The sequence below is a fragment of the Streptomyces sp. NPDC017246 genome (genome assembly GCF_044331325.1).
In the GTDB taxonomy this organism is placed as follows: Bacteria; Actinomycetota; Actinomycetes; order Streptomycetales; family Streptomycetaceae; genus Streptomyces.
This window is the reverse complement of the sequence record NZ_JBIRMW010000027.1, coordinates 1-26,502: the sequence shown is the minus strand read 5'-3', so window position 1 is coordinate 26,502 and position 26,502 is coordinate 1. Positions and strand designations below refer to the sequence as shown.

The window sequence follows — 26,502 nt, the reverse complement described above, 5'->3', positions numbered from 1 at the left end:
GCCGTCGAGGGGAACCACCGGACGACAGTCCCGTGCGGAGCTCAGCTCAGACAGGCGATGCCGCGTACCGGGCGTGAAGGGAGGCAAGGTACTCGTCGGGGTGCGGGTAGGGCTGGTTCTGGGCTCCGTGGCGGTGCAGCGTGAGGTGGCCGTCGGGGGCCAGGGCCACGGTGGTCGTCGCTCGCCGGGATGAGTCGCCCAACGGGTCGTCGACAGAGTGCGGCAGTCGCAGAACGGGCACGTCAGGGGAGAACATCGTCAGTGCTTCGGCGGCGGTGGCCGCGGGTGGGTGGCCGGTGTGGTTGGCGCTGCTCACGTACAGGACCGGGTGGTCGTCCAGGAGCGGTGCCAGGGGCTGCCAGCGGGCGCCGAAGAGCAGGACCCAGCCGTCCTTGGAGGCGGGCGCGAGCCAAGTGGGCAGGCCGGCCGCCAAGTTCAGTGGCAGCAGCAGGGTGAGGTGTTCCTCGGCCAGGAGCCGGCCGGCCAGGGCGGTGCCCGCGGTGTCGAGCGGGGTGTGGGCGGTGACGGCCTGGAGGGTTTCGGGATGGTGGGCCCACAGGGCGACCGGCTGGTCGGCGGCCCTGCCCTTGGACCGGTTGACGGTCTCCGGCTCGGTGGCGGTGACGACATGGGTCAGCGGCGCCGGGCTCGGCAGCACCACGGCCGCGCCCTCGCGCACGGCCCTCCGGGCGCCTTCGAGGTCCACCGGGGCACGTGTCGCGGCGGTGGTGGCGTCACTGTTCAACGGGTTCCTCCGTCGGTGGGATGGGTGAGGCCGTCGAGGTAGTCGGCGAACGCGGTGTCGTCGATCACGGCCCGGCCGGTGCGGTAGGCGCGTTCCTTGACCCACGTCATCGCCGCGCGGTTCCGGTCGGCGTCCAGGGCGTGGCCGAGGCGGGTGGCCACCGCGGTGACGACCCTGGCACTGGCCAGGTGGGTGAGGACCACTCGGGGCGGGATGTCCAGCACCTCCTCGGGGTCGAACGGCTGGAAGAGCGCGGGGTGGACGAAGGGCGTGCCGGTGGAGATGGAGCCCACTCCGGTCCCGACGATGGGCGTGGTCACGGTGAGCGGAACGCCGGCTTCGAACTCCTCCCCGCATACCGCGGGGAACCCGGCGGCGAACACCACATGGCGAGGGCCGTCCGTGCCGAACATCCGTCCCATCTCGCGAGCCAGCGTCACCCGGAATCCGGGGGTCATCAACGTCTTGGCCTGCGCGCCGTCCCGCGCGGACTCCTCCCACAGCACCACCCGGCCCGCACCTGCCGATTCCCGCACCACGTCCACGTGTGCCACTCCTCTTCCTCATGCCAGATACGGGCGCACGGGCGCCGTCGGCCCCGCATCTGCTCGGCTGCACACGCCGACGGCGTTGTCCGGCAGCCGACCGCGAAGGAGCGGGGGACGCTTCTTGCGGACGCCTGCCTTCCGTGGGGCTGCCGGGCTGTGACGGTTGCATCATCGGCGGCTGTGGGTCAGGCCGTCCGCCCGACGTTCGACCTTCACTCGGACGGGGAGGGGTACGTCGCCGAGTACGGCGTGTCCTCGTCGGATGGTGGCCGGTACCCGGTCGTCGTCCCCGGCCGACGGCGCCGAGGGTCGGGAAGCGGCGGCACGGGGCCGGCTGGCGCCGGACTTCGAAGAGGGGGCCCGAAAGCGGCCTGGTCCTCAGCCGACGCGAAGCGACGTGACCTCGTAGTACACCGCTGAGCTGGGGGACAGGCCGCGACAGGTCAGCTGGTGCGCGGGTGCTCGGTAGGCGCGGATCTCGACCTCGAAGGTCGACAGACCGGCGAGGCGGCCGGTGACGCGGACCCGCCAGCGGTTGTCGTCCCGAACCGTCTCCTCGATGACGTAGTCGTGCCGACCCGACGGACCCGCGTGGTGGAGCACGGCGGACAGAGCGGCCTGCTGGGGAGGGACGAGGTCGGTGTATCCGCGCAGATGGTCCGCGTGGATGCGGTTCGCCAGGTGCTCCTCGACCACCGTGACCGCCGAAGAGGCGTCGAGGTTGCCGTAGTAGACGCCGTCGGGTGCGACGGCGACGTTCGCGGCGAACCGGTCGCCTCCCACGTGCGTGCACTCCCATACCAGCTGTGGCCAGCCATCACTCAGTGCACGTGCCACCGGACGGCCGCGGACGGCACAGCAGGTGTCGTGCAGGCCGTGGGCACAGACGAGGACGACGGGTGGGTGGCCCCGTTCTCCGGGCGCGTCCAGGGCGGTGACGATGGCCGCGAGCTCCCTGTCGTCGTCCCAGGTTCCCCATTCCTGACGGTGGGCGCCGTCCTTCTCGTAGCGCAGGACGGCCCACCGCCGCTGTTCGTCCGGCCGACCGCGGCCGTGGCGCCTGATCAGCAGTACGCGGGCACGCATCGCGCGTGCGGCGGAGCTCACCCTCGCCTTGACCTCGGGTTCGAGATCGAGGCCGTCGAAGCCGTTGGGCGGCCAGCCGGCCCGGTACTCGACGAGGATCCACACCGAGCCGTACGGCGCTGTGCCCGCGATCGGGTCGCCGCGGAGGCGTGCGGCGTCGGCGCAGAGGAACCGTGCCGGAGTCGTCATCAGGGCTGTCTCATTGCTCGGCGGGCACGAGTACGCCTGCGCGCAGAAGTCGTTCGACGAAGGGAAGGCCGAGGTCGCCGGCAGGGCGGGTGCCGCCGTCGAGGACCTGGAGCGCCGATGGGAGGTCTGCCTCCGCGAGGTCGAGCCACCCGACGCGGGTGGCGAGGCGCCGGCCCACCAGCCGTGCGTCCAACGCCTCGCGAAGCCGTACCGCTGTGGCGGGCGCGAGGCTGTGGAGGGCCGCGAGTTGTGCCAGCGGCCCCATGGGCGCGGGGCGTGCCTGGCCGCGGCGGGTGCGGTGGAACAGGGGAGCGGGGTCGGCCTCGGTGAGGGCGGCCGCGAGACGTCTGCGTACGAAGGCGAGTTCGTCGCCCGGTCCGTCCACGCCCAGGGGGAGGGACCCGCGCATCTCCACATCCTCCCGCAGCAACGCGAGGGCGGCTTCCGCGAGTTGTTCGGCCAGCGCGTGCCGCGTCCAGGTGTGGACGCCGAGCGTCAGGTGGATCGACACCGCGCCCAGCGCTTCGGCGGCGTGCAGCCAGCCCCGCGGCAGATAGAGGACGTCGCCGGGTTCGAGCACGGCGTCGATGTACGCCTCTCTCCGCGCGGCGTCGGCGACCGCGGCGCGGTGAGCGGTCCAGGGCTGGTCGCGCAGCGGGTCCGGGTGCACGGGCTCGTGGACGATCCAGCGCTTGGTGCCGGTGACCTGCAGGACGAAGACGTCGTGCACGTCGTAGTGGTCGTCGAAGCCGCGGTTCTGCGGCGGGGTGACGTAGGCGTTGGCCTGTACGGGGTGTCCCAGTTCCGTGCCGAGCCGCGTCGCGAAGTCCGTGACCGGCTCCCAGGTGCGCTGCAGTGCCTGCAGGACCAGGGTGCTGCCGTCGGCGAAGCTCCGCCACAAGGCGGTGTCGTCCAGCTGGTCCGCGACCGAGGCGCCGACTCCTCCTGGTGAGGTGAACGAGGACTCGGGGGCGGTGGAGCCGTCCTTGGCGACACGGAGGAACGGTGTGCGCAGCCCGCGTCGGGAGAGCAGCTCGTCCACCGCGGATGCGGAGAACAGGTCGGAGAAGTCACTGACTCGGCGGGTGAGCAGCGGGGTACGCCCCCAGACCTCCAGGGCGAACTCCTCCCGGCTGAGGCTGATCAGACGTTCCTCCAGGACACGGCCCTGAAAATCTGCGGCCGTGTCCCGAAGCGTCGTGGGGACGGCGCTCAAACGCTGCCGCCGCCCTCTTCGGCACCGCCGTCGGCGCCGCCGTCGTGTACGCCGGGTGTGCCGGCCGCGCCGCCGTCGGCCGGGCCTTCCGCTCCGCTGTCGGCTCCACCATCGGCACCGCTGTCCGCCCCGCCGTCGGCTCCTCCGTCCGCTCCTCCGTCCGCACCGCTGTCCGCCCCGCCATCGGCACCGCTGTCCGCGCCTCCGTCGGCACCTCCGTCCGCCCCGCCGTCGTGGACGTCGGGCGTGCCGGCGGCACCGCCGTCCATCGGACCTTCTTGCTGGTTCGGGTCCTGCTCGGGGTGCGCCATGGTTCCTCCTGAGGACAAGGGCGATCACTGGGGGCCGGTCACGTTCGGGCCCCTTTCCAAGCTCACCTACGGGGGAAGGAGCGGCAACCGGAGCGATCGTTGACAGGTTTCCCCCGGCCGAGGGCACCCGGGCGAGGGGTGAGGGAGGTGGCCGACGGTGCCCGACCCGCCCCGAAGGGCTGGGCACGCGCCGCGCGGGAACTGAGCCAGTACCTCCCGTCAGCCCCCTGCTACATGCGCGAATCCTGTCGAATGTCCGTTTTCGTCGTCGATCAGGGGGCAGGCGCGCGCTATGGACCAGTCGAAGGCACGCGTTCTCGATGACATCCGGGGGGTGCGCGAGGAGTGATACCGCCGGGGCGCGAGCAGCACGGCTGGACAGCGGCACACGCCTGGACAGCGGCACACGGCCGAGAATCGCGCGACCGGAGGTGACATCCGACCGACAGGGACCACAGCGACGGCAAGGGGGATGCGGCCGAGAGCAGCCACTCGACCCGGTCTACGAGGAGGAGTCATGAGGGCACTCACCTGGCAGGGCAAGAGGGACGTCCGCGTGGACACCGTGCCCGATCCCGTGATCCGCGACGGCGATGACGTGATCGTCAGGATCACGACGACCGGTTTGTGCGGCTCCGACCTGCACCTCTACGAAGTTCTCGGGGCGTTCCTCGATCCCGGTGACATCCTGGGGCACGAGCCCATGGGCGTCGTCGAATACGTGGGGCCGGAGGTCACCGCTCTGAAGCCGGGGGATCGTGTGGTGATCCCCTTCAACGTCTCGTGCGGGTCGTGCTTCATGTGCGACCAGGGGTTGCAGTCCCAGTGCGAGACGACGCAGGTACGGGAGCACGGCACCGGCGCCTCACTCTTCGGGTACACGAAGCTCTACGGCCAGGTCCCGGGCGGGCAGGCCCAGTACCTGCGCGTTCCGTTCGGGAACTCCCTGCCGATCCCGGTCCCGGACGGCCCGCCCGACGATCGGTTCGTCTACCTGTCCGATGTCCTGCCCACGGCCTGGCAGGCGGTCGCGTACGCGTCCGTCCCACCGGGAGGCAGTGTCGCGGTCCTCGGACTCGGGCCCATCGGCGACATGAGCTGCCGCATCGCCGCTCACCGCGGAGCCGGCACGGTCATCGGCATCGACCTGGTCCCTGAGCGACTGGAAAGGGCACGCCGACGCGGCGTCCACGCCTTCGACCTGAAGGAATGCGGCGACGACCTTTCCGACGCCGTCCGGTCCCTCACCGGGGGGCGCGGTCCGGACGCCGTCATCGACGCCGTGGGCCTGGAGGCCCACGGCAGCCGTGTCGCTGCGGCGGCTCAGGGCCTGACCACCCTCCTGCCGGACGCGCTCGCCGCGGCCATGATGAAGCGCGCCGGAGTCGACCGGCTCGCAGCCCTCCACACCGCCATCGACCTGGTCCGCCGCGGCGGCACGGTCTCGGTGTCCGGGGTGTACGGCGGCGTGGCCGATCCGCTGCCCCTGCTGACCATGTTCGACAAGCAACTGCAGCTGCGCATGGGCCAGGCCAACGTCCGGCGCTGGGTCGACGACATCCTCCCCCTGCTCACGGACGAGGACCCGCTCGGCGTCGACGACTTCGCCACCCACCACCTGCCGCTCGAACAGGCTCCGGACGCGTACGCCATGTTCCAGAAGAAGCAGGACGGGGCCGTCAAGGTCCTCTTCTCGCCCTGACACGAGGCGCATCCCCGCAGGGGGATGCGCCTCGCCACGGCCGGAGGGTTCGCCGGGTCGTCGGCTGCGTTCGGTCAGGAGGCGATGTCCAGCACGGCTCTGGCCTCGGGCCCGCTCCCAGGCAGCCTGGTCGCCCTCCCGAGCGTCTACCGGCCCCAGGAGCCCCAGGCGGACACGCGGCTGCTCGCCGCGGGCCCTTGCCCACGAGCAGGTCAGGCCCCTCACAGACGTCCCGCAGGACCCACAGGCGCCTGTCCTCGTGGAGGGCCTTGTCGAGGTCGTTCTGGATGACGGGACGGTCGCCCGTTCCGACCGCTTCTCCGTCGCAGTCGCAGTCTGTACTTGTCGGCGCAGTCGCACGCACCCCTGGTGCGACACCAGCCGCCGCCGCGAGCGAGCCGGCCGGCCCCGACTCGTGCAGCGGCGGGGCGAGCTGTCCCGCGCCGTGACCAGCGCCCTGAGGTCGGGCAGCTGCCCTGCGGCGACTGTGGGGCGAGGACCTCCAGCGCGCCCTCTACCTCATGTACGAACTCCACTACCGGCGATTCGCGGGAGTGGACGAAGCCCGCGAGGAGGATCGGCCCCCGACGGACCGCGGACCGGCCGCCCCGGCGAGGGGATCCACGCCGGACGAAGAGGCCGAGCACCGTGCCCCCCCGCCCCACACCCGATCCGGTGGGAGGGTCGCCGTGTCCACTCCCACCCTGCTCGTCCTGGCACTCACGACCGCAGGTGCCTTGATGTTCCTCGGCGCTCTGTTCGGCAGGCGCTGGTCGGGTCTCCTCTCCTCGGCGGTATCGACGTTGCCGCTGCGAAGGTCGCGTGGGCGAGGCCGAGTCCGGGTGAGGTCGCCGTCGTCGCGCGCGGGCGGTGGTTCCCGTACGGCAGTCGGAGTCGGCGCTGAACGAGTCGCCCAACGCGGCCCACGACGCCTCGTCGGATCAGCCATGGCCGGATTCCGCCTGCTGAGACCGCACTCCGGACAGTCGCATGCGTCTGCTAATTGATCACGTGCCGATGGGGTGATGCACGGCTGTGCGACAGGCCGGCGAGGGGCCGGGTCGTCGCCGCGTCGAGGTGTGGGGGGATCGCATGGGTTCGCTGGCTCTGCCGGCATTCCGCTCTACGCGGGTGACAACCACCTCTACAACGTCAGCTCCATCGACAACTGGGACGTGGACACCAGGATCTCGGTGTACCGAAGCCCCTACCACATGGGTCCTTGCTTCAAGATCGCGAATTACGGCTCGGTGACCAACCTGGCCTACATCACCCTGAGCAGCGGCCAGAACGCCAACGACGCAATGGACTCGCACCTCTTCGGCAACAACTGCTCGGGCGTCGTCTACGACTCGTGATCCCCGGCCCATGACCGTGGTGGGGCGGAGGCCAATTCCGCCCCACCACAGCACATCCACTCCATCCAGGGGATCCCTTGCGTTACTCACGTCTTGTCCTCGCCGCCGGGGTCGGCGCGCTGCTGCTCACCGGGTGCGCGGAAGACGCCCCGGAAGGCGCCGACGCCGGCGCTTCCGCGGCCCGGGAGGTCGTCACGGAGGCCGACATCGTCCTTCCGGTGTCCGCCTACTTCTTCACCCCCGAGCAGCAGGCGCTGGTGGACACCGCCCACTCCACGCTGGCCTCCGACTGCATGAAGCGGTTCGGGTTCGACTGGCCGGTCACGAAGGCCGAGCCCGTCGAGGTCGTGAGCCGTCGCTACGGCGTGGTCAGCGAGAAGGTCGCCGCCGAGCACGGCCACCACATGATCCCGTTGGCAGACGACGACCACGCCCGAGGCGCGCCGTCCGGCAGGGCCGAGCTTCCGCCCGAGGCCTACATGGTCTTCGGCGCCAAGGGCCCCAAGGGCGGCCAGGCGGGCTCGGGCAGCTACCGGGGCAAGGACATCCCCGAGGGCGGCTGCAGGAAGGAGGCCGAGCGCAAACTGGGACTCGAGAAGGTGCAGAACCCCAAGAAGGGCAGGATCGGACTGCTCAGCATCGACTTCTCCAGCTTCGAGCAGGCCCAGAAGCTGCCGGAATTCATCAAGGCGCAGGATGCCTGGGTGTCCTGCATGAAGAAGGCCGGCTATCGGCACACGGCCTTCCCGCAGCCCGGCGAGAAGTACACCCTTCAGGGGAACTCCGCGTCCTCGCAGGAGAAGGCCGTGGCCAAGGCCGATGTGACATGCAAGCAGGACGCGAAGCTCGCCACCGTGCTGCTCCGCCTCGAAACGCAGATCCAGAACGACTACATCGAGCGGAACGCCGCCGGTTTCGCCGAGATCAAGAAGGATCAGGGCGCGGCATCAAGTCGGCCAACAAGGCATGGGCGAACTGAATGCCGAACGATGAACAGCCTTCCACGGGCGTGGCCGTGACGGACCGTGGCAACGGGGGCGACGGTGTACGGGGCAGGCGGCGCTGGCTCGCCCTGATCGCGGCGGGCGCGGTCGCGCTCACCGGGCGGGCTTCGGCGCCTCCCTGCTGATCAAGTCGCCCGCCCAGGCGGCGGCGGACTCCCGGCCCCCCGCACCGTCCGTGATCACCGCGCCGGTCGAGTACCGGGCCCTCGCCTCCTCGGTCATCCTCCGCGGCACGGTGGTCGCCGTCCAGAGCGTGGAGATCACGCCCGGCGGCACGACCGAGGGAGGCAGTCCCACGGTCTCCAAGCTGCCGCTGAAGGCAGGGGACCAGGTACGGGCGGGGCGGCTGCTGGTCGAGATCTCCGGCCGTCCGGTGATCGCGCTCCAGGGCGCCGTCCCGCTCTACCGAGACCTCAAGCCCGGCGCCCAGGGCAGTGACGTGGGCCGGCTCCAGGACGCGCTCCACCGGCTCGGCCATGCCACCTCCCCTGACAACCGGGGGCGTTTCGGCGAGGGTACGAAGTCGGCGGTCACCGCGCTCTACGACGCGCTCGGGTACGAACCCGTCGAGGTCGGCGGCTCCGAGGGCTCGGCCACCGTCACCTCGGCCGAGGCGCAGGTGACCTCCGCCGAACGCGCCCTGGACGACGCCGAGGACGCACTGAAGACGGCCGAGGCCGGCTCCCGCTCCGAAGCAGGCGGCTCCCGCTCCGGCTCCGACGGCTCCGGAGCGGACTCGGGCAAGACGGCCGGCTCGGCCACGGGAACGCACGCGGCTACGGCCGGGGGTACGGCCGGGGAGGCGGAAGACGGCGGCCGCGATCCGGAGGGCCCGCGCAAGGCGGTGGCACGTACCGGCGAGGACCTGGCCACCGCACGCGAGGGACTCGTCGCCGCTCGGGCGGCCTCGGGTCCCATGCTCCCCTCCGGCGAGGTCGCTTTCCTGGAGAGCTTCCCGGCGCGGGTGCAGGACCTTCCCGTACGGCTCGGAGCGAAGGTGCAGGGAACCGTGATGACCGTCGCCGCGGGTCCCCTGGTGGTGCACGGTTACGTGCCCGACCACCAGAAGGGCCTGATCAGGGCGGGCCAGAGGGCGGAGATCCTGTCCGAGGTCAACGGCGCGGGCGCCACGGCGTCCGTACGGTCCATCGCCACCACCCGTACGACGCCGCGTCCCGATGGCGACGCACCGGAGGGACAGGCCGCCGGTGGGCAGACCGACGCGGACGGCTATCTGATGACTCTGGCGCCGGGCAGGCCGCTGGAGGCCGAATGGACCGGGCAGAACGTCCGCCTGACCGTCCAGGCCGCAACGACCGGTGGCAAGGTCCTGGTCGTACCCGTCACGGCGGTGTCGGCCGGCGCCGACGGCTCCACCGCGGTCACCGTGCTCTCGAGGACGACGACACGCAGCGCCGGTTCCGGGTGAAGCCCGGCACCGCCGGCGACGGGAATATCGTGGTCGTCCCCCTGGACAGTGGGGCCCTCGGCGAGGGAGACCGGGTGGTGACCGGCGTCCCGGCGGATGCCTCCGCACAGGAGGCGGCCGGATGACCGCGTCCCCGACCCCGTCCGAACCGCCCGTCATCGAATTCCGGCAGGTCGGCCTCACCTATCCGGGGCCCCCGCCCATGCAGGCGTTGCGCCCCAGCGACCTTTCGGTCCACAGGGGCGAGTTCATCACCGTCGTCGGCCCCTCCGGATCGGGCAAGTCCACGTTCCTGAACATCGCCGGACTCCTGGACACCCGCACGACGGGCAGCTTTCTCCTCGACGGCATCGACACCGGCCGGCTCAGGGACACCGAGCGCACCACAGTGCGCGGTCGTCGCATCGGGTTCGTCTTCCAGGCCTTCCACCTGCTGCCGCACCGCAGCGCCCGCGAGAACGTCGAACTCGCCATGGTCTACAGCGGAGTCCCGCGCCACGAGCGCCCCAAGAGAGCCCGCGAGGCGCTCGCTCGGGTCGGCCTCGGCCACCGGACCGACGCCTTTCCCACCCGGATGTCCGGCGGCGAACGCCAGCGGGTCGCCATCGCGCGCGCCCTGGTCGCCCGTCCCTCGCTGCTCCTGTGCGACGAGCCTACGGGAAACCTCGACACCGGCAACGCCGAGGCGGTGCTCCAGCTTCTCGAAGCCCTCAACGCCGAGGGGATCACCATCGTCCTCATCACGCACGACCCGGCCGTGGCCGCCCGCGGCCGGCGGACCGTCACCATCCGGGACGGCATCCTGAGCGAGAGCGAGCGGGCACGCGCATGCTGACCCGGAACCGAGTGGCGGCGCAGGCCGCGCCCCCACCGCCCATCGGGCGCTCCGCATTCGTGCCACGGGACCTGCTGGCCGAAGCGCTGGCCGGCATGCTGCAGCGCCCCACCCGCTCCGCGCTCACCATGCTGGGCACCGTCCTGGGTGTCGGTGCCTTCGTCGCCGTACTCGGCCTCACCGCCATGGCCTCCTCGCAGATCGACTCCCGCTTCAACGTGCTGTCCGCGACCGAGGTGACGGTCGAGGACATCGCCCGCGAGCAGGACGAGTTCGCCGACGCGGCGTTCCCGGACGACGCCTCGGATCGCGTGGAACGGCTCAACGGGGTGCGGCACGCCGGGGTCCTGTGGACGGTGCAGCCCCGGCAGAGCGCCGCCGAACTCACCGTCGCCGCCGCCCCGGTGGGCGACGCCGCGGGGGAACCCCTCAACGTCGTGGCCGCCGCCCCCGGTGCCCTCCTCGCGGCCGGGCCCCGGCTCTCCCAGGGCAGGCTGTACGACGACTTCCACACCGAGACGCGCCAGCGTGTCACCGTGATCGGCTCGGGCATCGCCGCACGGCTGGGGATCACCACCCTGGAGACCAGACCGGCGATCTTCATCGGGGGACAGCCGTTCACCGTCGCCGGCATCGTCGAGGACGTCCAGCGCCAGCCGGACCTGCTGCTCTCCGTCCTCGTGCCGGAAACCACCGCGGTGGAGCTCTGGGGGCGGCCCGCCCAGGGCGCCAGGATGCTCGTCGCCACCGACCTCGGCGCGGCCCGTCAGGTGGCCGGGGAAGCCGCGACGGCGCTGCGCCCCGACCACCCGGAGTACTTCAAGGCCGTTCCACCTCCCGACCCGAAGAGCCTGCGGTCCTCGGTGACCTCCGACCTCGAACAGCTCTTCCTGCTGCTCGCCGCCGTGTGCCTGGTCATCGGAGCGGTCGGGATCGCCAACACCACCCTGGTGGCGGTCCTTGAACGCACCGGGGAGATCGGCCTGCGCCGCGCACTCGGCGCACAGAGGCGGCACGTCACCGCCCAGTTCCTCGCCGAGTCGGGCACGCTGGGCGCGTTCGGCGGACTCATCGGTACGGCCATCGGCACGCTGGCCGTCCTGGCGGTGGCACTGATCAGGGACTGGACGCCGGTCATGCACCCGGTGATCCTGGCCACCGCCCCGCTCATCGGTCTGGCGACCGGAGTCGTGGCCGGAATCTACCCCGCCCGCCGCGCCTCCTCAGTGCAACCGGCCGAAGCCCTGCGCGGCTGACCCACCCTCGTACGGTCAGCGGCGGGACGAGCCCCCTCACGTCAGTCCCACCCTCCCGATCCGGTGCGGGCTTCCCGCCGCCCGTGTCCGATGGCCCGAAGGAACCACCAACTGGCCGCATAGCGGACACACTTCTCTGTCCTTCGGACAACAGATGGTCAAATCCTTGTTGCATACCTGTCAAACAGGCTCGTTCGCTGGCACGCTCGCACCCGCACCACACCCCCCACGATCCCCACGCTTTTCAGCGAAGGAGCCCGCGTGACTCGCCAGCAGTCCTCGCACCGCCGTACCGCCACCGCCACCGCCCTGATCGCATCGGCCGCCATGGTCGTCGTCGGAGTCCAGACCGGCTCCGCCAGCGCCGATGCCCAGCGTGAGGCCGGCGCCACCGCGCTCGTGCTCTCCGGTTCCCAGCGCGCCGCCGCCGTCCAGGAGGCCCAGGCCGGAGCCGCCGACACGGCCAGGGCCATCGGCCTCGGCGGCCAGGAGAAGCTCGTCGTCCGGGACGTCGTCAAGGACGCCGACGGCGCCGTGCACACGCGCTACGAGCGCACCTACGAGGGGCTTCCCGTCCTCGGCGGCGACCTCGTCGTGCACCAGAAGAAGAACGGCTCGCGCGCCACCACCAAGGCGACCAACGCCCGTATATCCGTGGCGAGCACGACCGCCGCGGTCACCGCCAAGACCGCGGGCAAGGCCGCCGCCGCGGCCTCCGACGCGCGCTCCGCCGCCCCCGCCTCCTCCCGCAAGGTGATCTGGGCGGCCACCGGCAAGCCGGTCCTCGCCTGGGAGACGACCGTCACGGGCGTCCAGGCCGACGGCACCCCGAGCCGGCGCCAGGTCATCACCGACGCGACCTCGGGCAAGGAGCTGTACTCCTACGAGGCGATCGAGACGGGCACCGGCAACACGCAGTACAGCGGCCAGGTCACCCTCGGCACGTCCCCCTCGTTCACCCTCACCGACGCCACGCGCGGTGGGCACAAGACGTACGACCTGAACGGTGGCACCAACGGCACCGGGTCTCTCTTCACCAACAGCACGGACACCTGGGGCAACGGCCTGGCGACGAACCGTGCGACCGCCGCCGCGGACGCCCACTACGGCGCGGCCGTGACCTGGGACTTCTACAAGAACGAGCTCGGCCGCAACGGCATCCGGGGTGACGGCGTCGCCGCCTACTCCCGCGTCCACTACGGCAACGCGTACGTCAACGCCTTCTGGGACGACTCCTGCTTCTGCATGACGTACGGAGACGGCACGGGCAACACCAAGCCGCTGACCTCCCTCGACGTCGCCGGCCACGAGATGTCCCACGGCCTGACCGCCTCCACCGCGGGCCTGCGCTACAGCAAGGAGTCGGGCGGCCTGAACGAGGCCACCTCCGACATCTTCGGCACCTCGGTCGAGTTCTACGCGGGCAACGCCACGGATGTCGGCGACTACCTGATCGGCGAGAAGATCGACATCCGCGGCAACGGCACCCCGCTCCGCTACATGGACAAGCCGAGCCGCGACGGCAACTCCGCCGACTACTGGTCCAGCAGCGTCGGCCGCCTCGACGTCCACTACTCCTCGGGCCCGGCCAACCACTTCTTCTTCCTGCTGTCCGAGGGCAGCGGCGCCAAGACGATCAACGGCGTCTCCTACAACTCCCCGACCAGCGACGGCTCCACCCTCACGGGCATCGGCCGCACCAAGGCCTACAAGATCTGGTACAAGGCCCTCTCCACCTACATGACCTCTTCCACCAACTACGCCGGTGCCCGCACGGCCACGCTCTCCGCGGCCACCGACCTCTACGGCGCGGGCAGCGCCGAGTACACCGCGGTCGCCAAGGCCTGGACCGCGATCAACGTCAAGTGACGCAGGGGGTCGCCCTGCCCGTACGAGGCAGGGCGACCCGCCCGAACGCCGGTGAGCCACACCCGCTCACCGGCATCGACGGTTCGACCGGTCGACCCGCGACGGATCTCTTCGGACTGCCCGGCGAAACCACCTTCTAGCGCACCGAACGGCCAGGCCGCGGTGGGAGCGCCGGCACACCTTCACCGGCGCTCCGACTGCCGCGGGTCCCCTCACCGACGGGGTGAGGGTCCCGTGGAACTCGAACGGACCTGGAGGGCCGTCTGCAGCACCACGGTCTGATGGGGCCTGTCCTTCCCGGCGATACGTTCCAGCAGCAGACCGACGGCCGTCCGGCCCAGGTCGTACGACGGCGGCTCGACCGTGGACAGCGACGGTTCGACAAGGGACGCCCAGGGCACGTCGCCGAAGGACAGCACTCCGGTCCGCGGCGGCTGCTTGTCCGCGGCTCGCAGTGCCTTGAGGACGCCGGCCGCCATGAGGTCGTTCGTCACGAACACCGCGTCCGGCGGCTCATCCATCGCCAGCAGGTCGTTCATCGCGTCCCGGCCACCCTCCGGCCCGCAATCGCCGTACCGTATGAGATCACGCACGAGGTAGCGCCGCTCCTTGTCGAGGTCTTCATCGCTGTTGCAGAGGACGACCGAATGGTTCTTCCCCTGTACGGCGTCCTCGACACCGCGCGCGAGTGCGGTGAAGTACGGGTTCTCGATGTCCGGGATGATGAGGCTGATCACGCTGGACCGTTGCATCCGCAGGGCCCGGGCCACCCGGTTGGGGGCGAAGCGCAGTTCGGCGGCGGACCGCAGGACGCGCTCGGCGAGCTCGGCGGTGACCCGCCCGCCGTTGAAGACCCGGGAGACGGTCGCGGCCGACACCCCGGCGGCTCGGGCCACGTCGTTGATCGTTGCCACAGCGGCGGTGGAGAGCCCCTCGTCCGGGCGCGGGAATCGCTCACGCGCAGCATGTGTAATGTCCAGGAACTGTACGGGCGGAACCGCCGGTCTTGGTACGCGGGCGATGGATTGTAGACGACCGGAACCGCGATCCGGCAGGGTGCGCTCTGCGCCGTCCGGTCCAGGCTGGGCCCGTTCCTGGGAGAGGTCCGCCTCGCATTGTCACGCGGGCCGCAGCCGGGGCGCACTGACACGGGGCTGCTCGGGTCGTCGGAGGAGGCCGAGGACGCCGGCGGCCAGGGCCCAGAGCATGAGGGGGAACGCGGCGACCCGCTCCATGCCGTCCAGGCCGAGGCAGTGGCGGGAGAGGAACAGCCCGAGTGCCGTGATCGCCGTGAACCCCAGCAGGACCGTGGCCCGTCGCAGCGGGGGCCGGACGTGGTCCGCCAGGCCGGATCCCGCCAGGACGAGGCCGATGCGGGACGGCCGCCTGGCGGGCCCGGTCCGGACCGGGCCCCGTCAGGACCGGGGCCGGTCGTTGCGGCGGTGCAGCGCACGCCGGAGGCGACCTCACCGGACCCCCCCACGTGCACATGGAGCACCATGCGCCAACCCAAGGCCCCTTATGGGACTGCCTGGCGCTGCGCACACAGGATGCCGTCGAATCCGTTGAACCGCCGCCCTTCTCGTGTCTCAGAGGGCCGTGACGATGTCCTCGACCCGTTGCTTGGCGTCGCCGAAGAGCATGGCGGTGTTCTCCCGGAAGAACAGCGGGTTCTGCACCCCGGCGTACCCCGAGGCCATGGAGCGCTTGAACACGATGACCTTCCCGGCCTCCCAGACGGTGAGGACCGGCATGCCGGCGAGCGGGCTGCTGGGGTCCTCGGCGCCGGCCGGGTTGACCGTGTCGTTGGCGCCGATCACGAGGACGACGTCGGTCCCGGCGAAGTCGTCGTTGACCTCGTCCATCTCCAGCACGATGTCGTACGGCACCTTGGCCTCGGCGAGCAGCACGTTCATGTGGCCGGGCAGCCGGCCGGCGACCGGATGGATGCCGAACCGTACGTCGACACCCTTCGCCCGCAGCTTCGAGGTGAGCTCCGCGACCGGGTACTGCGCCTGTGCCACGGCCATGCCGTAGCCGGGCGTGATGACCACCGAGCGGGCCGCGCCGAGGAGTTCGGCGGCGGCCTGGGCGGTGATCTCCTGGTGCTCGCCGTAGTCGACGTCCGAGGCCGAGGGCGCCTCGATGCCGAAGCCGCCGGCGATCACGGAGATGAACGAGCGGTTCATCGCCTTGCACATGATGTACGACAGGTAGGCACCGGAAGAGCCGACCAGCGCGCCGGTGATGATCAGCAGGTCGTTGCCGAGGAGGAAGCCGGAGGCCGCCGCGGCCCAGCCGGAGTAGCTGTTGAGCATCGAGACCACGACCGGCATGTCGCCGCCGCCGATCGAGGCCACCAGGTGCCAGCCAAGGGCGAGCGCCAGGACCGTCACGACGATGAGCAGCCACAGCTCCGGCGTGATCACGAACCACACCGTCAGGGCGACGAACAGGCCCAGCGAACCGAGGTTCAGCACGTTCTTGCCCGGCAGCACGAGCGGCTTGGAGCTGATCTTCGCCGAGAGCTTCAGGTACGCCACGATGGAGCCGGTGAAGGTCACCGCGCCGATGAACAGGCCGATGAACACCTCGGCGTGGTGGATGCCCAGGGTGCCGAGCGCGTCCAGGGCCTCGGCCTCGTGGCCGCTGAGGTCGTGCTCGACGTTCAGGAAGCCGTTCCAGCTGACCAGCACGGCCGCGAGGCCGACGAAGGAGTGGAGCAGCGCGATCAGTTCGGGCATGCCGGTCATCTCGACGCCGCGGGCGCGCCGCAGGCCGATCAGCGCGCCGATCAGCATGGCCACGGCCATCAGCCCGAGGCCGGCGGTGCTGATGTCGCCGTCGATCGCGAGCACGATCGTCGCGACGAGTGCGACGCCCATGCCGAGCATGCCGAAGGCGTTGCCGAGCCGTGCCGACTCGTGCTTGGAGAGTCCTGCCAGCGCGAGGATGAACAGCAGCGCGGCAACGAGGTAGGCCGCCTGAGCGGCGATGGTCGCAGACATGTCAGCTCCGGTTGAACATGGCGAGCATGCGACGCGTCACCGCGAAGCCGCCGAAGACGTTGATACTGGCCAGGAGGATCGCCACGGACGAGAGCACCGTGACCGTCGTGCTCGCATGCCCGATCTGCAGAAGCGCGCCGACGACGATGATCCCGGAGATCGCGTTCGTCACCGACATCAGCGGAGTGTGCAGCGCGTGGTGCACATGGCCGATCACGTAGTAGCCGATCACGATCGCGAGCACGAAGACCGTCACATGGGGCAGCAGCGCCGCCGGCGCGAACCCGGCGGCGAGGAACAGCGCCAGCGCGCCGAGGGCCACGCCGCCGAACCTCCGAGTCGCCGTCATCGGCGCCTTCTTCGGCGCCGGCTTCGTCTCGGCCGCCGCGGGCGCGGGGGCCGGGGCCGCCGAGACCTGCACCGGCGGGGGCGGCCAGGCCGACTCCCCCTCGCGTACGACGGTGATCGAGCGCTGTACCGGGTCGTCCCAGTCGAGGACGAGCCGGGCGTCCTTGTCCGGCGTCATCAGCTTCAGCAGGTTGACCAGGTTCGTGCCGTACAGCTGCGAGGCCTGCGCCGGCAGCCGGCCCGCCAGATCGGTGTAGCCGATGATCGTCACGCCGTTCTCCGTCAGGACCTTCTCGCCCTTGACGGTGCCCACGACGTTGCCGCCGTTGGCGGCCGCCATGTCGACGATCACCGAGCCCGGCTTCATGCTCGCCACCATCTCCGCGGTGATCAGCGTCGGCGCCGGACGCCCGGGGATCAGCGCGGTGGTGATGACGATGTCGACCTCACGGCACTGCGCGCCGTAGAGCTCGACCTCGCGCGCCTTGTAGTCGTCACCCATCTCCTTGGCGTAGCCCGTCTTGGAGACCTCGGTCTCCGGGGACTCGATCGACAGGTACTCGCCGCCCAGCGACCGGACCTGGTCGGCGACCTCGGGCCGTGGGTCGGTCGCCCGTACGATCGCGCCGAGCGATCCCGCCGCGCCGATCGCGGCCAGACCCGCGACGCCGGCGCCCGCGACGAGCACCTTCGCCGGCGGCACCTTGCCCGCCGCCGTCACCTGACCGGTGAAGAACCGCCCGAACGCGTGCGCCGCTTCGACCACGGCCCGGTAGCCGGCGATGTTCGCCATCGACGACAGCACGTCCATCGACTGCGCCCGGCTGATGCGCGGTACGGCGTCCATCGACAGCGCCGTGAACGGCCGGCGGCCCAGCTCCTCGACCATCGCGGGGTCGAACGCCGGGGCGAACAGCGCGATCACCGTCGCCTCTTCCCGTACACCGTCCAACTGTGCGGGACTCGGGGCGTTGACCCCGAGCACCACGTCCGCGGCCGTCGCGTCGCCGATGCGCGCCCCGGCGGCCTCGTAGGCGCTGTCGGGGAAGCCCGCGGCGACACCCGCGCCGGAGTCGACGACCACGTCGTATCCCAGTTTGCGGATCGGCTCGAGCGTGGCAGGCGTGGCCGAGACGCGGTTCTCACCTGCCCGCGCTTCCTTGAGGACTCCGACAATCACGAGTGTTCTCCCTTCCCTGCTCGGGCCGGCACGGCCGTCATTGTTCTCGACCCTTGATCGAGTCTTGTCGTCCCTCAGAATCGGTCCGCTGCGACCCCGATGGGAAGCGTGCCGGCCGTGATGAATGCCATATGGCCCGTCGTGACTGGCACGGACGGCGGAAGAGAATCGCCACCGGAGGGCGACGAGTCCGGCGCCAGGTTATGCGGTCACATGCCGCCCACATCAGGAGTGAGGCAAGATGACGGCCTCTTCGTAGGCTTTGGCTGTCCTGCCGAAACCGGGGGGCGATGCCGCGCCACGGTTTCCAGCGATTGATGCACCATTCCACGACGTCGCGGACCGTCATCTGCCGGGCGAGGGCCTGGTACGCGCTCGGTTACGGCAGCCGGGGGTGTCGCGCGGTGTGCCGTCCGGGGCACCCGGGTCGAGTTGATCTAGATTGCCGACTCATGGGAAAAAGCGGCAAAATCAGCCGTCGATCGGTACTCAAGGCCATCTCCGTCGTCGGCCTCGCGGCGCCGCCGGGCCGGCTTCTGGCCGGGAGCCGCGCGTCAACGTCGCCCGCGCCGTTTCCGCAGCCGGCCCTGGCGGTCTCGCGGCCCGGGCCGGGCCCGACCTCGCCGGTTCTCGACCAGACCCTCGACGTCCGCTTCACAGACATCTCCATCCCCGGCTACGGCCCTGTCACCACGCGCGCCTACAACGGAGCGATCCCGGGGCCGACCCTGCGCCTGCGCGGTGGGGACACGCTAAGGCTGACCCAGGTCAACGGTCTGCCGCCGAACCCGCCCCATCAGGGCGGCCACAACACGCCGCACCACGCCAACAGCTTCAACCTGCACACCCATGGGATGCACGTCTCCCCGTCGGGGCAGGCCGACAACGTCCTACGGGAGTTCGCGCCGCGCACCGCCGAGGAGGCCGCGGCCGGCGGCGCGGAACCGCAGTACACGACGACCATCCACGTACCGGCCGACCACCCCGCCGGCACCTACTGGTACCACCCGCACCTGCACGGAGCCACCACCGAGCAGCTCGTCGGCGGCATGACCGGTGTGATCGTCGTCGAGGGCGACATCGACGAGGTCCCGGAGATCAAAGCGGCTGCCGACGTCGTCATCTGCATCAACGAACTCAAGATCAAGGACGGCAAGGTCCCCGCGTTCACCTCGGGCAACTGGGTGAAGGGCGTTCCGTCCACCTTCACCGTCAACGGCACGGTGAACCCCACCATCACCCTGCGTCCGGGTGAGGTCCAGCGGTGGCGGCTGGTCGCCGCGACCGCCTTCACCGGCCTGCGGCTCAGAGTCACGGGGGACGGCGGCGGCATGACGGTGCACCAGATCGCGCAGGACGGTGTCACCTTCGGCGCACCGGTCGCACGGGAGCTGGTGGACCTGGCCATGGGCAACCGTGCCGACGTCCTGATCCGGGGTGTGCTGCCCGGCAGGTACGAACTCCGGGCAGAGGCGGTCCCCGGACCGCTGATGACGATCGAGGTGACAGGCCCGCAGGTTGAGCCGCCGATGGAGCTGCCCACGCGCCTTCCGGCGGGCAGGCCCCTCCTCGACGAGAACGACATCATCAACCCTGAGGCCGACCGGGAGGTCGTCTTCCACGCCGACCCCAACGTCTTCACCGGCACCTTCCCCAACGCGTTCCGCATGCTGGGCACCAACGCCACCCCGCCTGCCGACCGTGACGGCGATCGCACCCGCGACGTGTCCTACGGCCTGTTCGATCCCGACTACACCAACCACACCCTGCGCCTCGGCACCGTCGAACGCTGGACGGTGCGCACCGACGAGTCCGTGCCGGCGTTCAACCATCCGTTCCACCTCCACACCAACCAGTTCCTCCTCACCCACAGGAACGGCGAACGGCTGGACCCGCCCGTATGGCACGACACCGTGGGCCTGCCCGGCGGCGCACCCGGCCAGTCCGTCACCTTCCTCGTCAAGTACGAGCACTTCACCGGCCGCACGCTCGCCCACTGCCACCAACTCCACCACGAAGACCTCGGCATGATGCAGACCGTCGACTACGTCCAGGACCAGGACCCCGACGCGGGCCGTTTCGCACCGTCTTCGCGCCACAGGAGTTGAGCCAGAACCCGGGAACGAGGCACAAAGAGATTCTTCCGGCGGGAGGAGCGGGGGGAAGTCTCTGCTCAGACAGATAGCGCAGGTTCTTCCGACTGCGCGTGCGGGGCTACCCGCCGGGGCTACCGGGCGCCGCGTCGTCGACGCGCGCGCTCGAACTCGGCGACATCCGACATCCAGGGACCATGCTGTTCGAGTGCGGCGCAGCCGCCGCGGACGAAGGCACTCACCACGTTCCGGTACCCGCCGATCCCGTCGACCAGGCTGTACTCGACCCGGTACTCCGGATCCGACCTGTCGTCCCCCTCCCGCACCGTCGTGACCCGGGCGAGGGAGTCCGCGTAGAAGTGGAGCTGGATCCCCTCGCCCATCTCCTCGTCCTCGATGGTGAACACTTCGTTGTCCGCGGCAGAGCGATCCGCGACGAACTCCCAGAACTCCGCGGTGGCGGTACGAGAACCGTCCCGTCGCCACTTCTGCTCGACGCCCTTGTCGTCGGTGAACGACAGAGCCGTTTTCCCCCCACGCCCACCGAGGCCGGCGCGGTCGTCGGCAGCCTCCTCGTCGTCCTCGTCGGGTGTGCTCCTGGAGCGGGCCGCAGCCTCCGAACACATCAGGACGCCCACCGTGCGCACCGCGTCGTCGACGAGTTCGGGGTGTGCGCGGCGCACGGCCGCGTCGACCGTCGTCGCCATGCGCTCCCAGGCGTGCTTGTCCGTGGCACGGTGTCCCCGCCGCGGATCGAGGCCGATCCGCATCCCCGCGCAGGCCTGCTCCGCGGTGGCGATCACACGCATGACCTCGGGCAGCAGCGCGGGGTCGACGGCATCGGGCATCCGCCTGGGAACCGTCGCGCCGTGCAGATACCGGCCCGTGTACTTCAGTAGCGCGGCGTCGAGCGGACCGAGGACTACTCCGCGCTCGGCGCGGCGGCGGTTCGCGTGGTACTTCTGAGCACGTTTCTCGTCCGGCTGCTCTGTGGCCGCGCGCATCGCCGCGCAGACCTGACCGCGCTCCAGCAGATCGATGTCGGCCCCATGGGCGATGAGCCGGCTCCTGTCCCACCGGACGCGTCGGAAGAGCCCGTCGACGTCCGCGGGCGAGGAGAGGAGGACCGGGTCCAGGAGTGCGACAGCGGCGTTCTCGTCGAGTCGGCCCCGGGTTCCGGTGGCGTCGCACAGCGGAAGGATCGCGCTCCACAGCAGCAGGTGCCTGGCCAGGTCCTCCCGGATCACCGCGAGATGGGCCTCGGTGATCGAGAAGGTGAACGTGCGAGGCTCATGGTTGGCGTCGGCCCCGGCGCCGAGCATCAGCTTCAGCTCGCCGTCCTCGCGGATCACGTTCGGGATCCAGCCGCTCCCGCGCGTGAAGACGATGTCTCTCATGGACTCAGGCCTCCCTCGAACGGCACCGGTTGGGCATGGTGGCTTCGGGTCCACGGCACGCATCACGGCAATGCCGCAGCCCCACCCCGTACCGTCCGCTCACGACCACCGCGCACACTCGGCGTCGAGGCGTGCGTCGGTGCGCACCCAGACCTCGCCCCCGGCGGCCTCGGCCGGAGCGTCGACTCGTTCCAGACCGAGGAATGCGATCAGCTTGAGCAGTTCGGCTCGTTCGGCGCGGTCGTCGTCGACATCGCGAGAGTCGAAGAAGACGTAGTACTGGTCACTGGGGTCCACGAAGCCCGCATCTCCCCAGATGCGGCCGACCTCTTCGATCGCCGCCGTTTCCGTCGTGAACGTGGCGGCGCGGGCGGCACCGCGGGTCTCCGGTGACGCGTCGAGGTCGGCGAGGTCGGAGAACCACTGGCCGAAGTGGTCGAGGCCGGCGTATCCGTTCTCGAAGAACAGCATCGCGCTCGGAAGGTAGCGATTGCCCCTGTCGACCAGGAGATGTTCCGACCGAGGCTGGTCCGCGTCCGCGTGCGTGATCCGGGAGATCACGCCCTGCCCCGGCATGAGTACCAGGCTCTGCCCCGCCGGTTCATCACTGATGGTGTACGTGTCGGAGTCCCGGCCCCGGAAGAACGCGGAGAACGCCACATAGGCTTCCTGAGGGTCGCCCACGGAGATCTGGTGGTCGTTGCCGTCGCTGGCAGCGAACACAAACCGTTTCGGTCCGGGGTTGTAGGCGCGGGCCATAGGCGTCCTTCGTTCACGTGTGACGGCGCCACCAGCGTAGTCGCACCGGATTCGCCCCAACCTGCGGCTCCTCCCGGACCAGCGGCCAGAGCAACGTGGACCCCTGACGTCAGCGGCGGTGGGTGGCTGTCGCGATGCGGACGAACGAGGGGATGAGAGGGTTCGTGTCGCCCTCGTTCCACGCCACCACCACGCGGCTGGGCGCCATGTCGGTCAGCGGTACCACGGTCAGCCCCTCGGGCATGTCGTGTCCGAGAGGGGTGATGCCGACCGTGCCGTTCCAGAGCACGGCCTGCCGGCACTCCTGGACGGCCCTCACGGCAGGTCCCTCGCGAGCCTCACCGCCAGTCCAGTACGCCCCCCACAACGGGTCGGTGCAGTCCGGGAAGTGGAACCAGCGCCGGTCGGCCAGGTCGGCCAGCTCCACGTGCGCGCGGGAGGCGAGGGGGTCGTCGGTGCGCAGCACCGCGCCGACCGGGTCGGTGCGCAACTGGCGTACGGTCAGGCCGGTCTCGTCGAAGGGGGCGCGGGTGAGGGCGATGTCGACCTGCCCGGTGCGCAGTCCGCAGGTGGGGTCGGTGAGGTCGGTTTCGCGGATGTGGACCTGGATGTGCGGGTGTCGTGTGCGGTAGGCGTTGGCCAGGTGGAGGGCGTCGAGGTCGGTGCCGTCGCCGAGGAGACCCACGGTGATGGCGGTGGAGCCGGCTTCGGCGGCGATGCGTGCGCGGATCCGGGTGGTGTGGTCGAGCAGGGTGCGGGCTTCGTCGAGCAGTACGGTTCCGGCGGGGGTGAGGGCGACACCCCGGGCCGAGCGGCGAAGCAAGGTGGCGCCGAGGTCGGTCTCCAGTTGCTTGATCGCCCGGCTGAGCGGGGGCTGGCTCATGTGCAGTCGGGCGGCGGCCCGGCCGAAGTGGAGTTCTTCGGCGACCGCGACGAAATAGCGCAACGTCCGCAGCTCCATGCTGCGACGATACCCGCACGGCATCGGGCGCGAGCGAATCGGTCTTGGACGGCCGGGGTACCGCGGCGGTGGAATCGCAGCATGAACGACGTACTGCTTCCCGACCCCGCCGTCCACGTGGCCGGCGCCCAGGAGATCGCCCCCGACCTGCTGGTGATCCCGGACCGCGGCATCCCGCTGGTCCCCAACATCGGCATCGTCGGCGGCACCGAGGCCGTCCTCGTCGTCGACACCGGCATGGGCACCGGCAACGCCGAACAGGTCCTCGCCCTGGCCTCCGAGGTCGCCGAGGGGCGCCGCCTGTACCTGACCACCACGCACTTCCACCCCGAGCACGCCTTCGGCGCGCACGTCTTCGAAGGCCACGCCACCTACCTCGCCAACCGTGCCCAGGCGGAGGACCTGGCGGTGAAGGGAGCGGGCTACCTGGAGATGTTTCGCGGCCTCGGCGCGCCGGTCGCCGACCGCCTCGACACCCGCGTCCGCGTCCCCGTCCCCGATGTGGTCCACGACGGTGCGTACGACCTGGACCTCGGCGGCCGCACCGTACGGCTGCGGCCCACCGGCCGGGGCCACACCAAGGGTGACCAGGTGATCGAGGTGTCCGACGCCGGCGTGCTGTTCACCGGCGACCTGGCCGAGAGCGGGCAGTTCGCGATCTTCCCCTGGTTCCCGCCGCACGACACCGACGTCTCCGGCACCGGCTGGCTGGCGGTGATGGAAGGCCTGTCGGCCGACGGGCACCGCATGGTGGTCCCCGGCCATGGCGCTGTCGGCGGCCCGGAGATCCTCGCCGACATCCGCGACTACCTGTGCGAGCTGCGCGACGAGACCTGGCGTCGTCGCGACTCCGCGATGGGCGAGAGCGAGATCGTGGCCGAGGTCCGGGCCCTGCTGATCGAACGGCACCCCGACTGGGCCGGACAGGAGTGGATCGACACGGGCGTCGGATGCCTGTGCACCGAACACCCCACCGTCGCGGACCAGGCCCCGACAGGCTGAGGCGCGTCGTAGGAGTCGAAGCCGCAGCGCGTGGGGGCGATCCCCAAGGGGTGGCGGAAGCCCAGGTGTTGGCGACGTAGGTCACCGGGTCGGGGGCGGGGGAGAGACCCAGGGGGTCGAGGCTGGTGCAGCGGGCGGTATCGGGGTCGTACTGCCGGAGGAAGGTGCAGGGCAGGCCGGGTCGGCGTACCGCCCGGGGATCGCATCGGTACGCCGAAGGCCCGACCAGCCGGAACCCACGCCCACGGGAGGAGGGCGTACGGCGTCCACGCGGGGCGCACTCCGGCGATGCGCTGGGCCGGAGCGGCTCACCACCAGTAGGCGGGGTACCTCGGTGCCGCGCGGCGGACGCGGGACGCGGCGTACGCGGTCAGTACGAGCAGCACCGTGGACCCGAACAACAGAGGGACGAACCTGCCCGGCGCGGGCTGCTGGAGGACGATGACGACGGCGGTGGCGCAGGCAGGCGAGTGCGGGGTCCGGGCCAGTGTCGTCAGGGCGAGGGTGACACCGGCGGCGAGGGCGGCGGCCCATGCGCTGCCGTGCGCCGCGAGGGCCACCGCATATCCGGCGGCGGCGCCGAGGAGGTGGCCGACGACCACGCTTCGCGGCTGGGCCAACGGCAGTGCGGGGGCGCAGTGGACCAGTGCGGCGCTGGCGGCGAGCGGGGGTATGAGCACTGGCTCGTGGAGGGCGGCGCCGATCGCGACGAGCGCGAGGAGGGCCGCTGTGGCCGAGCTGACGTTGTGGGCGGCGGCAGCGGGCGTCGGTCGCGCCGGGGCGCGGCCGGCCACGCGGGCCAGGCGCGGGCGCCGGCTGCGGGGGACGGCGGCGGAGCCGGTCACAGCCGGGGTGGGGTCGGGATGTGCAGCGATGTCGGTACTCATGTGATGCGGGGTTTCCGGGGCAGGCGGCCGTGGGCCGGACGAGACGGAGCGGGGCGGTCGGTCGCCCGGGAGGCCGTGGTCGACAGCCTGCCCGGTCTCGCGCCCGGCCCTGGTGCGGCGGCGCGGCCTCGCACCACTCTAACCAGCGGGTTCTCGGGTGGTCGGCCGGGGGCGCAGTCGGGCTTCCGGCGTAAAATGGGCGCAATGAGCCCACTCCGATACGAGCTGGTGTTCTCCGATGACAAGGGTTCGGCCCAGGACGTCGTGATCGTCGAGCGCACCTCTTCCAAGGGGCCCGGCGGCCATCCCGTCTACGCCGACCCCACCGGCATCATCCGGGCGGAGATCAGCGACCTGGGCGAGGTGCGCATCCTCGCCTCAGGCGGGCACCAGGATCCGCCCCAGCATGTCCTGGCCCGCCGTCTCACCGACGCCGATCCGAACGATCCCGCCGGCCCCTCCACCTCCACTGCTTGACCGGTACGGGACCCGGCAGAGCTGCCGGCCCGCGGTCTCCGCGACGAGGTATGGGGCCGGCCGCTCGGAATCCCTGGACGAAGATTCGAACAACCTGGGGAAGCCGCCCTCCACCGGCCGCGCGGGCCGGTCGGCGTGCTGGTCGATGCCGGGACTCGCCCGCGCGCGACCTCCCGGCGCCGGTTCTCCTCGGCGTCCTGGAACTCCAGCAGCCACTTCAGCAGACACCTCAGCATCGTCCGATGCTTCTCCGACCGAGCGGCTGTCGGCGATCCCCATGGCGAAGTCCCTACTCAGGCCCCTCGCCGCCCGCGACGCCGGCGGCGTCCGGCTGGGCCTTCGGGTGCAGCTTCAGCTCCGTGCGGGCCTTCACCAACCCCGCGCCCTTCTCCAAGGTGGCCCAGTGCGGGTGTGTAGCCACGGCCACCGACAGCTCCCGGACGAGGTCCCACAGGCGCTTCTCCTCGGCCTCCTGCTCCGGCGTATACCCGGGGGACGCGTCGCGGCCGCCCGCGACCTTTCCGGTGTGCGGGTGTACCGCGCCGGGCCAGCCGGGCAGCGGCTCCACAGACCAGGGGAGGGCACGGCACAGGGCCGTGTACTCGGCGCGGGCCTGGTGGAGGCGCTGCTGGATCGCGGTCAGGTCATCAGGGAAGAGAGGGGTGTCAGCCACGTTCGAATCATACGTATGTTCGATTTACTGGTACTGGTACTGGCACACGCCACGACTCGCGGAACTGTCACTCGTGTCCCCTGCCATCGAACCTTGATCATTGCCATCGAAGGTTGATGATCATTAGGTTTGTGTCATCGAAGTTTGAGTGGCACGGGGCGTTGATCGT

24 protein-coding genes are annotated in these 26,502 nt (G+C 70.8%); 11 read left to right on the top strand and 13 right to left on the bottom strand.

What is annotated here, in order from left to right:
- Positions 1-46: 46 nt before the first annotated feature.
- The 5 genes from ACH4MY_RS37035 to ACH4MY_RS37015 form a co-directional block, all read right to left on the bottom strand.
- Positions 47-745: a Sua5/YciO/YrdC/YwlC family protein gene (locus ACH4MY_RS37035; RefSeq protein WP_398009098.1), complete on the bottom strand. Its 699-nt coding sequence runs from the start codon at positions 743-745 to the stop codon at positions 47-49.
- Positions 742-1,299, bottom strand: a complete 558-nt coding sequence (locus ACH4MY_RS37030; protein ID WP_398009096.1) for a hypothetical protein — start codon at positions 1,297-1,299, stop codon at positions 742-744. The genes ACH4MY_RS37035 and ACH4MY_RS37030 overlap by 4 nt, the downstream gene beginning before the upstream one ends.
- 372 nt (positions 1,300-1,671) lie before the next feature.
- Positions 1,672-2,568 carry a sucrase ferredoxin gene (locus tag ACH4MY_RS37025; protein WP_398009095.1) on the bottom strand — a complete coding sequence of 299 codons (897 nt, stop codon included), beginning with the start codon at positions 2,566-2,568 and terminating at the stop codon, positions 1,672-1,674.
- Positions 2,569-2,578: 10 nt separating this feature from the next.
- Positions 2,579-3,784: a cupin domain-containing protein gene (locus tag ACH4MY_RS37020; protein WP_398009093.1), complete on the bottom strand. Its 1,206-nt coding sequence runs from the start codon at positions 3,782-3,784 to the stop codon at positions 2,579-2,581.
- Positions 3,781-4,095, bottom strand: coding sequence for a BatC protein (locus ACH4MY_RS37015; RefSeq protein ID WP_398009091.1), 315 nt, complete (start codon positions 4,093-4,095; stop codon positions 3,781-3,783). The genes ACH4MY_RS37020 and ACH4MY_RS37015 overlap by 4 nt, the downstream gene beginning before the upstream one ends.
- Before the next feature lie 517 nt (positions 4,096-4,612).
- On the opposite strand from ACH4MY_RS37015, the gene ACH4MY_RS37010 reads away from it, so the two are divergent.
- The 8 genes from ACH4MY_RS37010 to ACH4MY_RS36975 all read left to right on the top strand — a co-directional run bounded on the left by ACH4MY_RS37010 (position 4,613) and on the right by ACH4MY_RS36975 (position 13,548).
- Positions 4,613-5,797: a zinc-dependent alcohol dehydrogenase gene (locus tag ACH4MY_RS37010; protein ID WP_398009089.1), complete on the top strand. Its 1,185-nt coding sequence runs from the start codon at positions 4,613-4,615 to the stop codon at positions 5,795-5,797.
- 259 nt (positions 5,798-6,056) lie between these two features.
- Entirely contained in the window at positions 6,057-6,701 is a 645-nt protein-coding gene (locus ACH4MY_RS37005) for a CDGSH iron-sulfur domain-containing protein (RefSeq protein ID WP_398009086.1), read from the top strand.
- A 175-nt stretch (positions 6,702-6,876) separates the two neighbouring features.
- Positions 6,877-7,155 (top strand): hypothetical protein, encoded by a 279-nt coding sequence (locus ACH4MY_RS37000; RefSeq protein ID WP_398009083.1) that lies wholly within the window; start codon positions 6,877-6,879, stop codon positions 7,153-7,155.
- A gap of 77 nt (positions 7,156-7,232) precedes the next feature.
- Positions 7,233-8,174, top strand: a complete 942-nt coding sequence (locus tag ACH4MY_RS36995) for a hypothetical protein (RefSeq protein ID WP_398009081.1) — start codon at positions 7,233-7,235, stop codon at positions 8,172-8,174.
- A 160-nt stretch (positions 8,175-8,334) separates the two neighbouring features.
- A complete protein-coding gene (locus tag ACH4MY_RS36990) occupies positions 8,335-9,588 on the top strand; it encodes a peptidoglycan-binding protein (protein ID WP_398009079.1) in 1,254 nt (417 codons plus the stop codon).
- Positions 9,589-9,709: 121 nt separating this feature from the next.
- The gene (locus ACH4MY_RS36985; protein ID WP_398009077.1) at positions 9,710-10,423 is read left to right on the top strand and encodes an ABC transporter ATP-binding protein; all 714 of its coding nucleotides are present in this window, start codon (positions 9,710-9,712) and stop codon (positions 10,421-10,423) included.
- Complete coding sequence (locus ACH4MY_RS36980) at positions 10,417-11,679, top strand: ABC transporter permease (RefSeq protein ID WP_398009075.1); 1,263 nt, start codon at positions 10,417-10,419, stop codon at positions 11,677-11,679. The genes ACH4MY_RS36985 and ACH4MY_RS36980 overlap by 7 nt, the downstream gene beginning before the upstream one ends.
- Before the next feature lie 327 nt (positions 11,680-12,006).
- The gene (locus ACH4MY_RS36975; protein ID WP_398009129.1) at positions 12,007-13,548 is read left to right on the top strand and encodes a M4 family metallopeptidase; all 1,542 of its coding nucleotides are present in this window, start codon (positions 12,007-12,009) and stop codon (positions 13,546-13,548) included.
- A gap of 212 nt (positions 13,549-13,760) precedes the next feature.
- On the opposite strand, the gene ACH4MY_RS36970 is transcribed toward ACH4MY_RS36975, so the two are convergent.
- The 3 genes from ACH4MY_RS36970 to ACH4MY_RS36960 form a co-directional block, all read right to left on the bottom strand.
- Entirely contained in the window at positions 13,761-14,462 is a 702-nt protein-coding gene (locus tag ACH4MY_RS36970) for a LacI family DNA-binding transcriptional regulator (RefSeq protein ID WP_398009073.1), read from the bottom strand.
- Between the two features lie 675 nt (positions 14,463-15,137).
- Positions 15,138-16,556: a Re/Si-specific NAD(P)(+) transhydrogenase subunit beta gene (pntB, locus tag ACH4MY_RS36965; protein WP_398009071.1), complete on the bottom strand. Its 1,419-nt coding sequence runs from the start codon at positions 16,554-16,556 to the stop codon at positions 15,138-15,140.
- A 1-nt stretch (position 16,557) separates the two neighbouring features.
- Entirely contained in the window at positions 16,558-18,084 is a 1,527-nt protein-coding gene (locus tag ACH4MY_RS36960) for a Re/Si-specific NAD(P)(+) transhydrogenase subunit alpha (RefSeq protein WP_398009069.1), read from the bottom strand.
- A 452-nt stretch (positions 18,085-18,536) separates the two neighbouring features.
- On the opposite strand from ACH4MY_RS36960, the gene ACH4MY_RS36955 reads away from it, so the two are divergent.
- The gene (locus tag ACH4MY_RS36955; protein ID WP_398009067.1) at positions 18,537-20,192 is read left to right on the top strand and encodes a multicopper oxidase family protein; all 1,656 of its coding nucleotides are present in this window, start codon (positions 18,537-18,539) and stop codon (positions 20,190-20,192) included.
- Positions 20,193-20,311: 119 nt separating this feature from the next.
- Here ACH4MY_RS36955 and ACH4MY_RS36950 read toward each other — a convergent pair whose 3' ends face one another.
- The 3 genes from ACH4MY_RS36950 to ACH4MY_RS36940 all read right to left on the bottom strand — a co-directional run bounded on the left by ACH4MY_RS36950 (position 20,312) and on the right by ACH4MY_RS36940 (position 23,294).
- Positions 20,312-21,574 carry a DUF6357 family protein gene (locus tag ACH4MY_RS36950; protein ID WP_398009065.1) on the bottom strand — a complete coding sequence of 421 codons (1,263 nt, stop codon included), beginning with the start codon at positions 21,572-21,574 and terminating at the stop codon, positions 20,312-20,314.
- A 99-nt stretch (positions 21,575-21,673) separates the two neighbouring features.
- Positions 21,674-22,333: a DUF6357 family protein gene (locus ACH4MY_RS36945; protein WP_398009064.1), complete on the bottom strand. Its 660-nt coding sequence runs from the start codon at positions 22,331-22,333 to the stop codon at positions 21,674-21,676.
- A 109-nt stretch (positions 22,334-22,442) separates the two neighbouring features.
- Complete coding sequence (locus ACH4MY_RS36940; protein ID WP_398009062.1) at positions 22,443-23,294, bottom strand: LysR substrate-binding domain-containing protein; 852 nt, start codon at positions 23,292-23,294, stop codon at positions 22,443-22,445.
- A gap of 81 nt (positions 23,295-23,375) precedes the next feature.
- On the opposite strand from ACH4MY_RS36940, the gene ACH4MY_RS36935 reads away from it, so the two are divergent.
- Positions 23,376-24,296, top strand: coding sequence for an MBL fold metallo-hydrolase (locus ACH4MY_RS36935; protein ID WP_398009059.1), 921 nt, complete (start codon positions 23,376-23,378; stop codon positions 24,294-24,296).
- Positions 24,297-24,604: 308 nt separating this feature from the next.
- Here the strand turns inward: ACH4MY_RS36935 and ACH4MY_RS36930 are convergent, their stop codons facing one another.
- A complete protein-coding gene (locus ACH4MY_RS36930) occupies positions 24,605-25,183 on the bottom strand; it encodes an HPP family protein (protein ID WP_398009057.1) in 579 nt (192 codons plus the stop codon).
- A 204-nt stretch (positions 25,184-25,387) separates the two neighbouring features.
- Here ACH4MY_RS36930 and ACH4MY_RS36925 point away from each other — a divergent pair, with 204 nt between their 5' ends.
- A complete protein-coding gene (locus ACH4MY_RS36925; RefSeq protein WP_398009055.1) occupies positions 25,388-25,660 on the top strand; it encodes a DUF6296 family protein in 273 nt (90 codons plus the stop codon).
- A 289-nt stretch (positions 25,661-25,949) separates the two neighbouring features.
- Here the strand turns inward: ACH4MY_RS36925 and ACH4MY_RS36920 are convergent, their stop codons facing one another.
- A complete protein-coding gene (locus ACH4MY_RS36920) occupies positions 25,950-26,333 on the bottom strand; it encodes a hypothetical protein (protein WP_398009053.1) in 384 nt (127 codons plus the stop codon).
- Positions 26,334-26,502 lie beyond the last annotated feature (169 nt).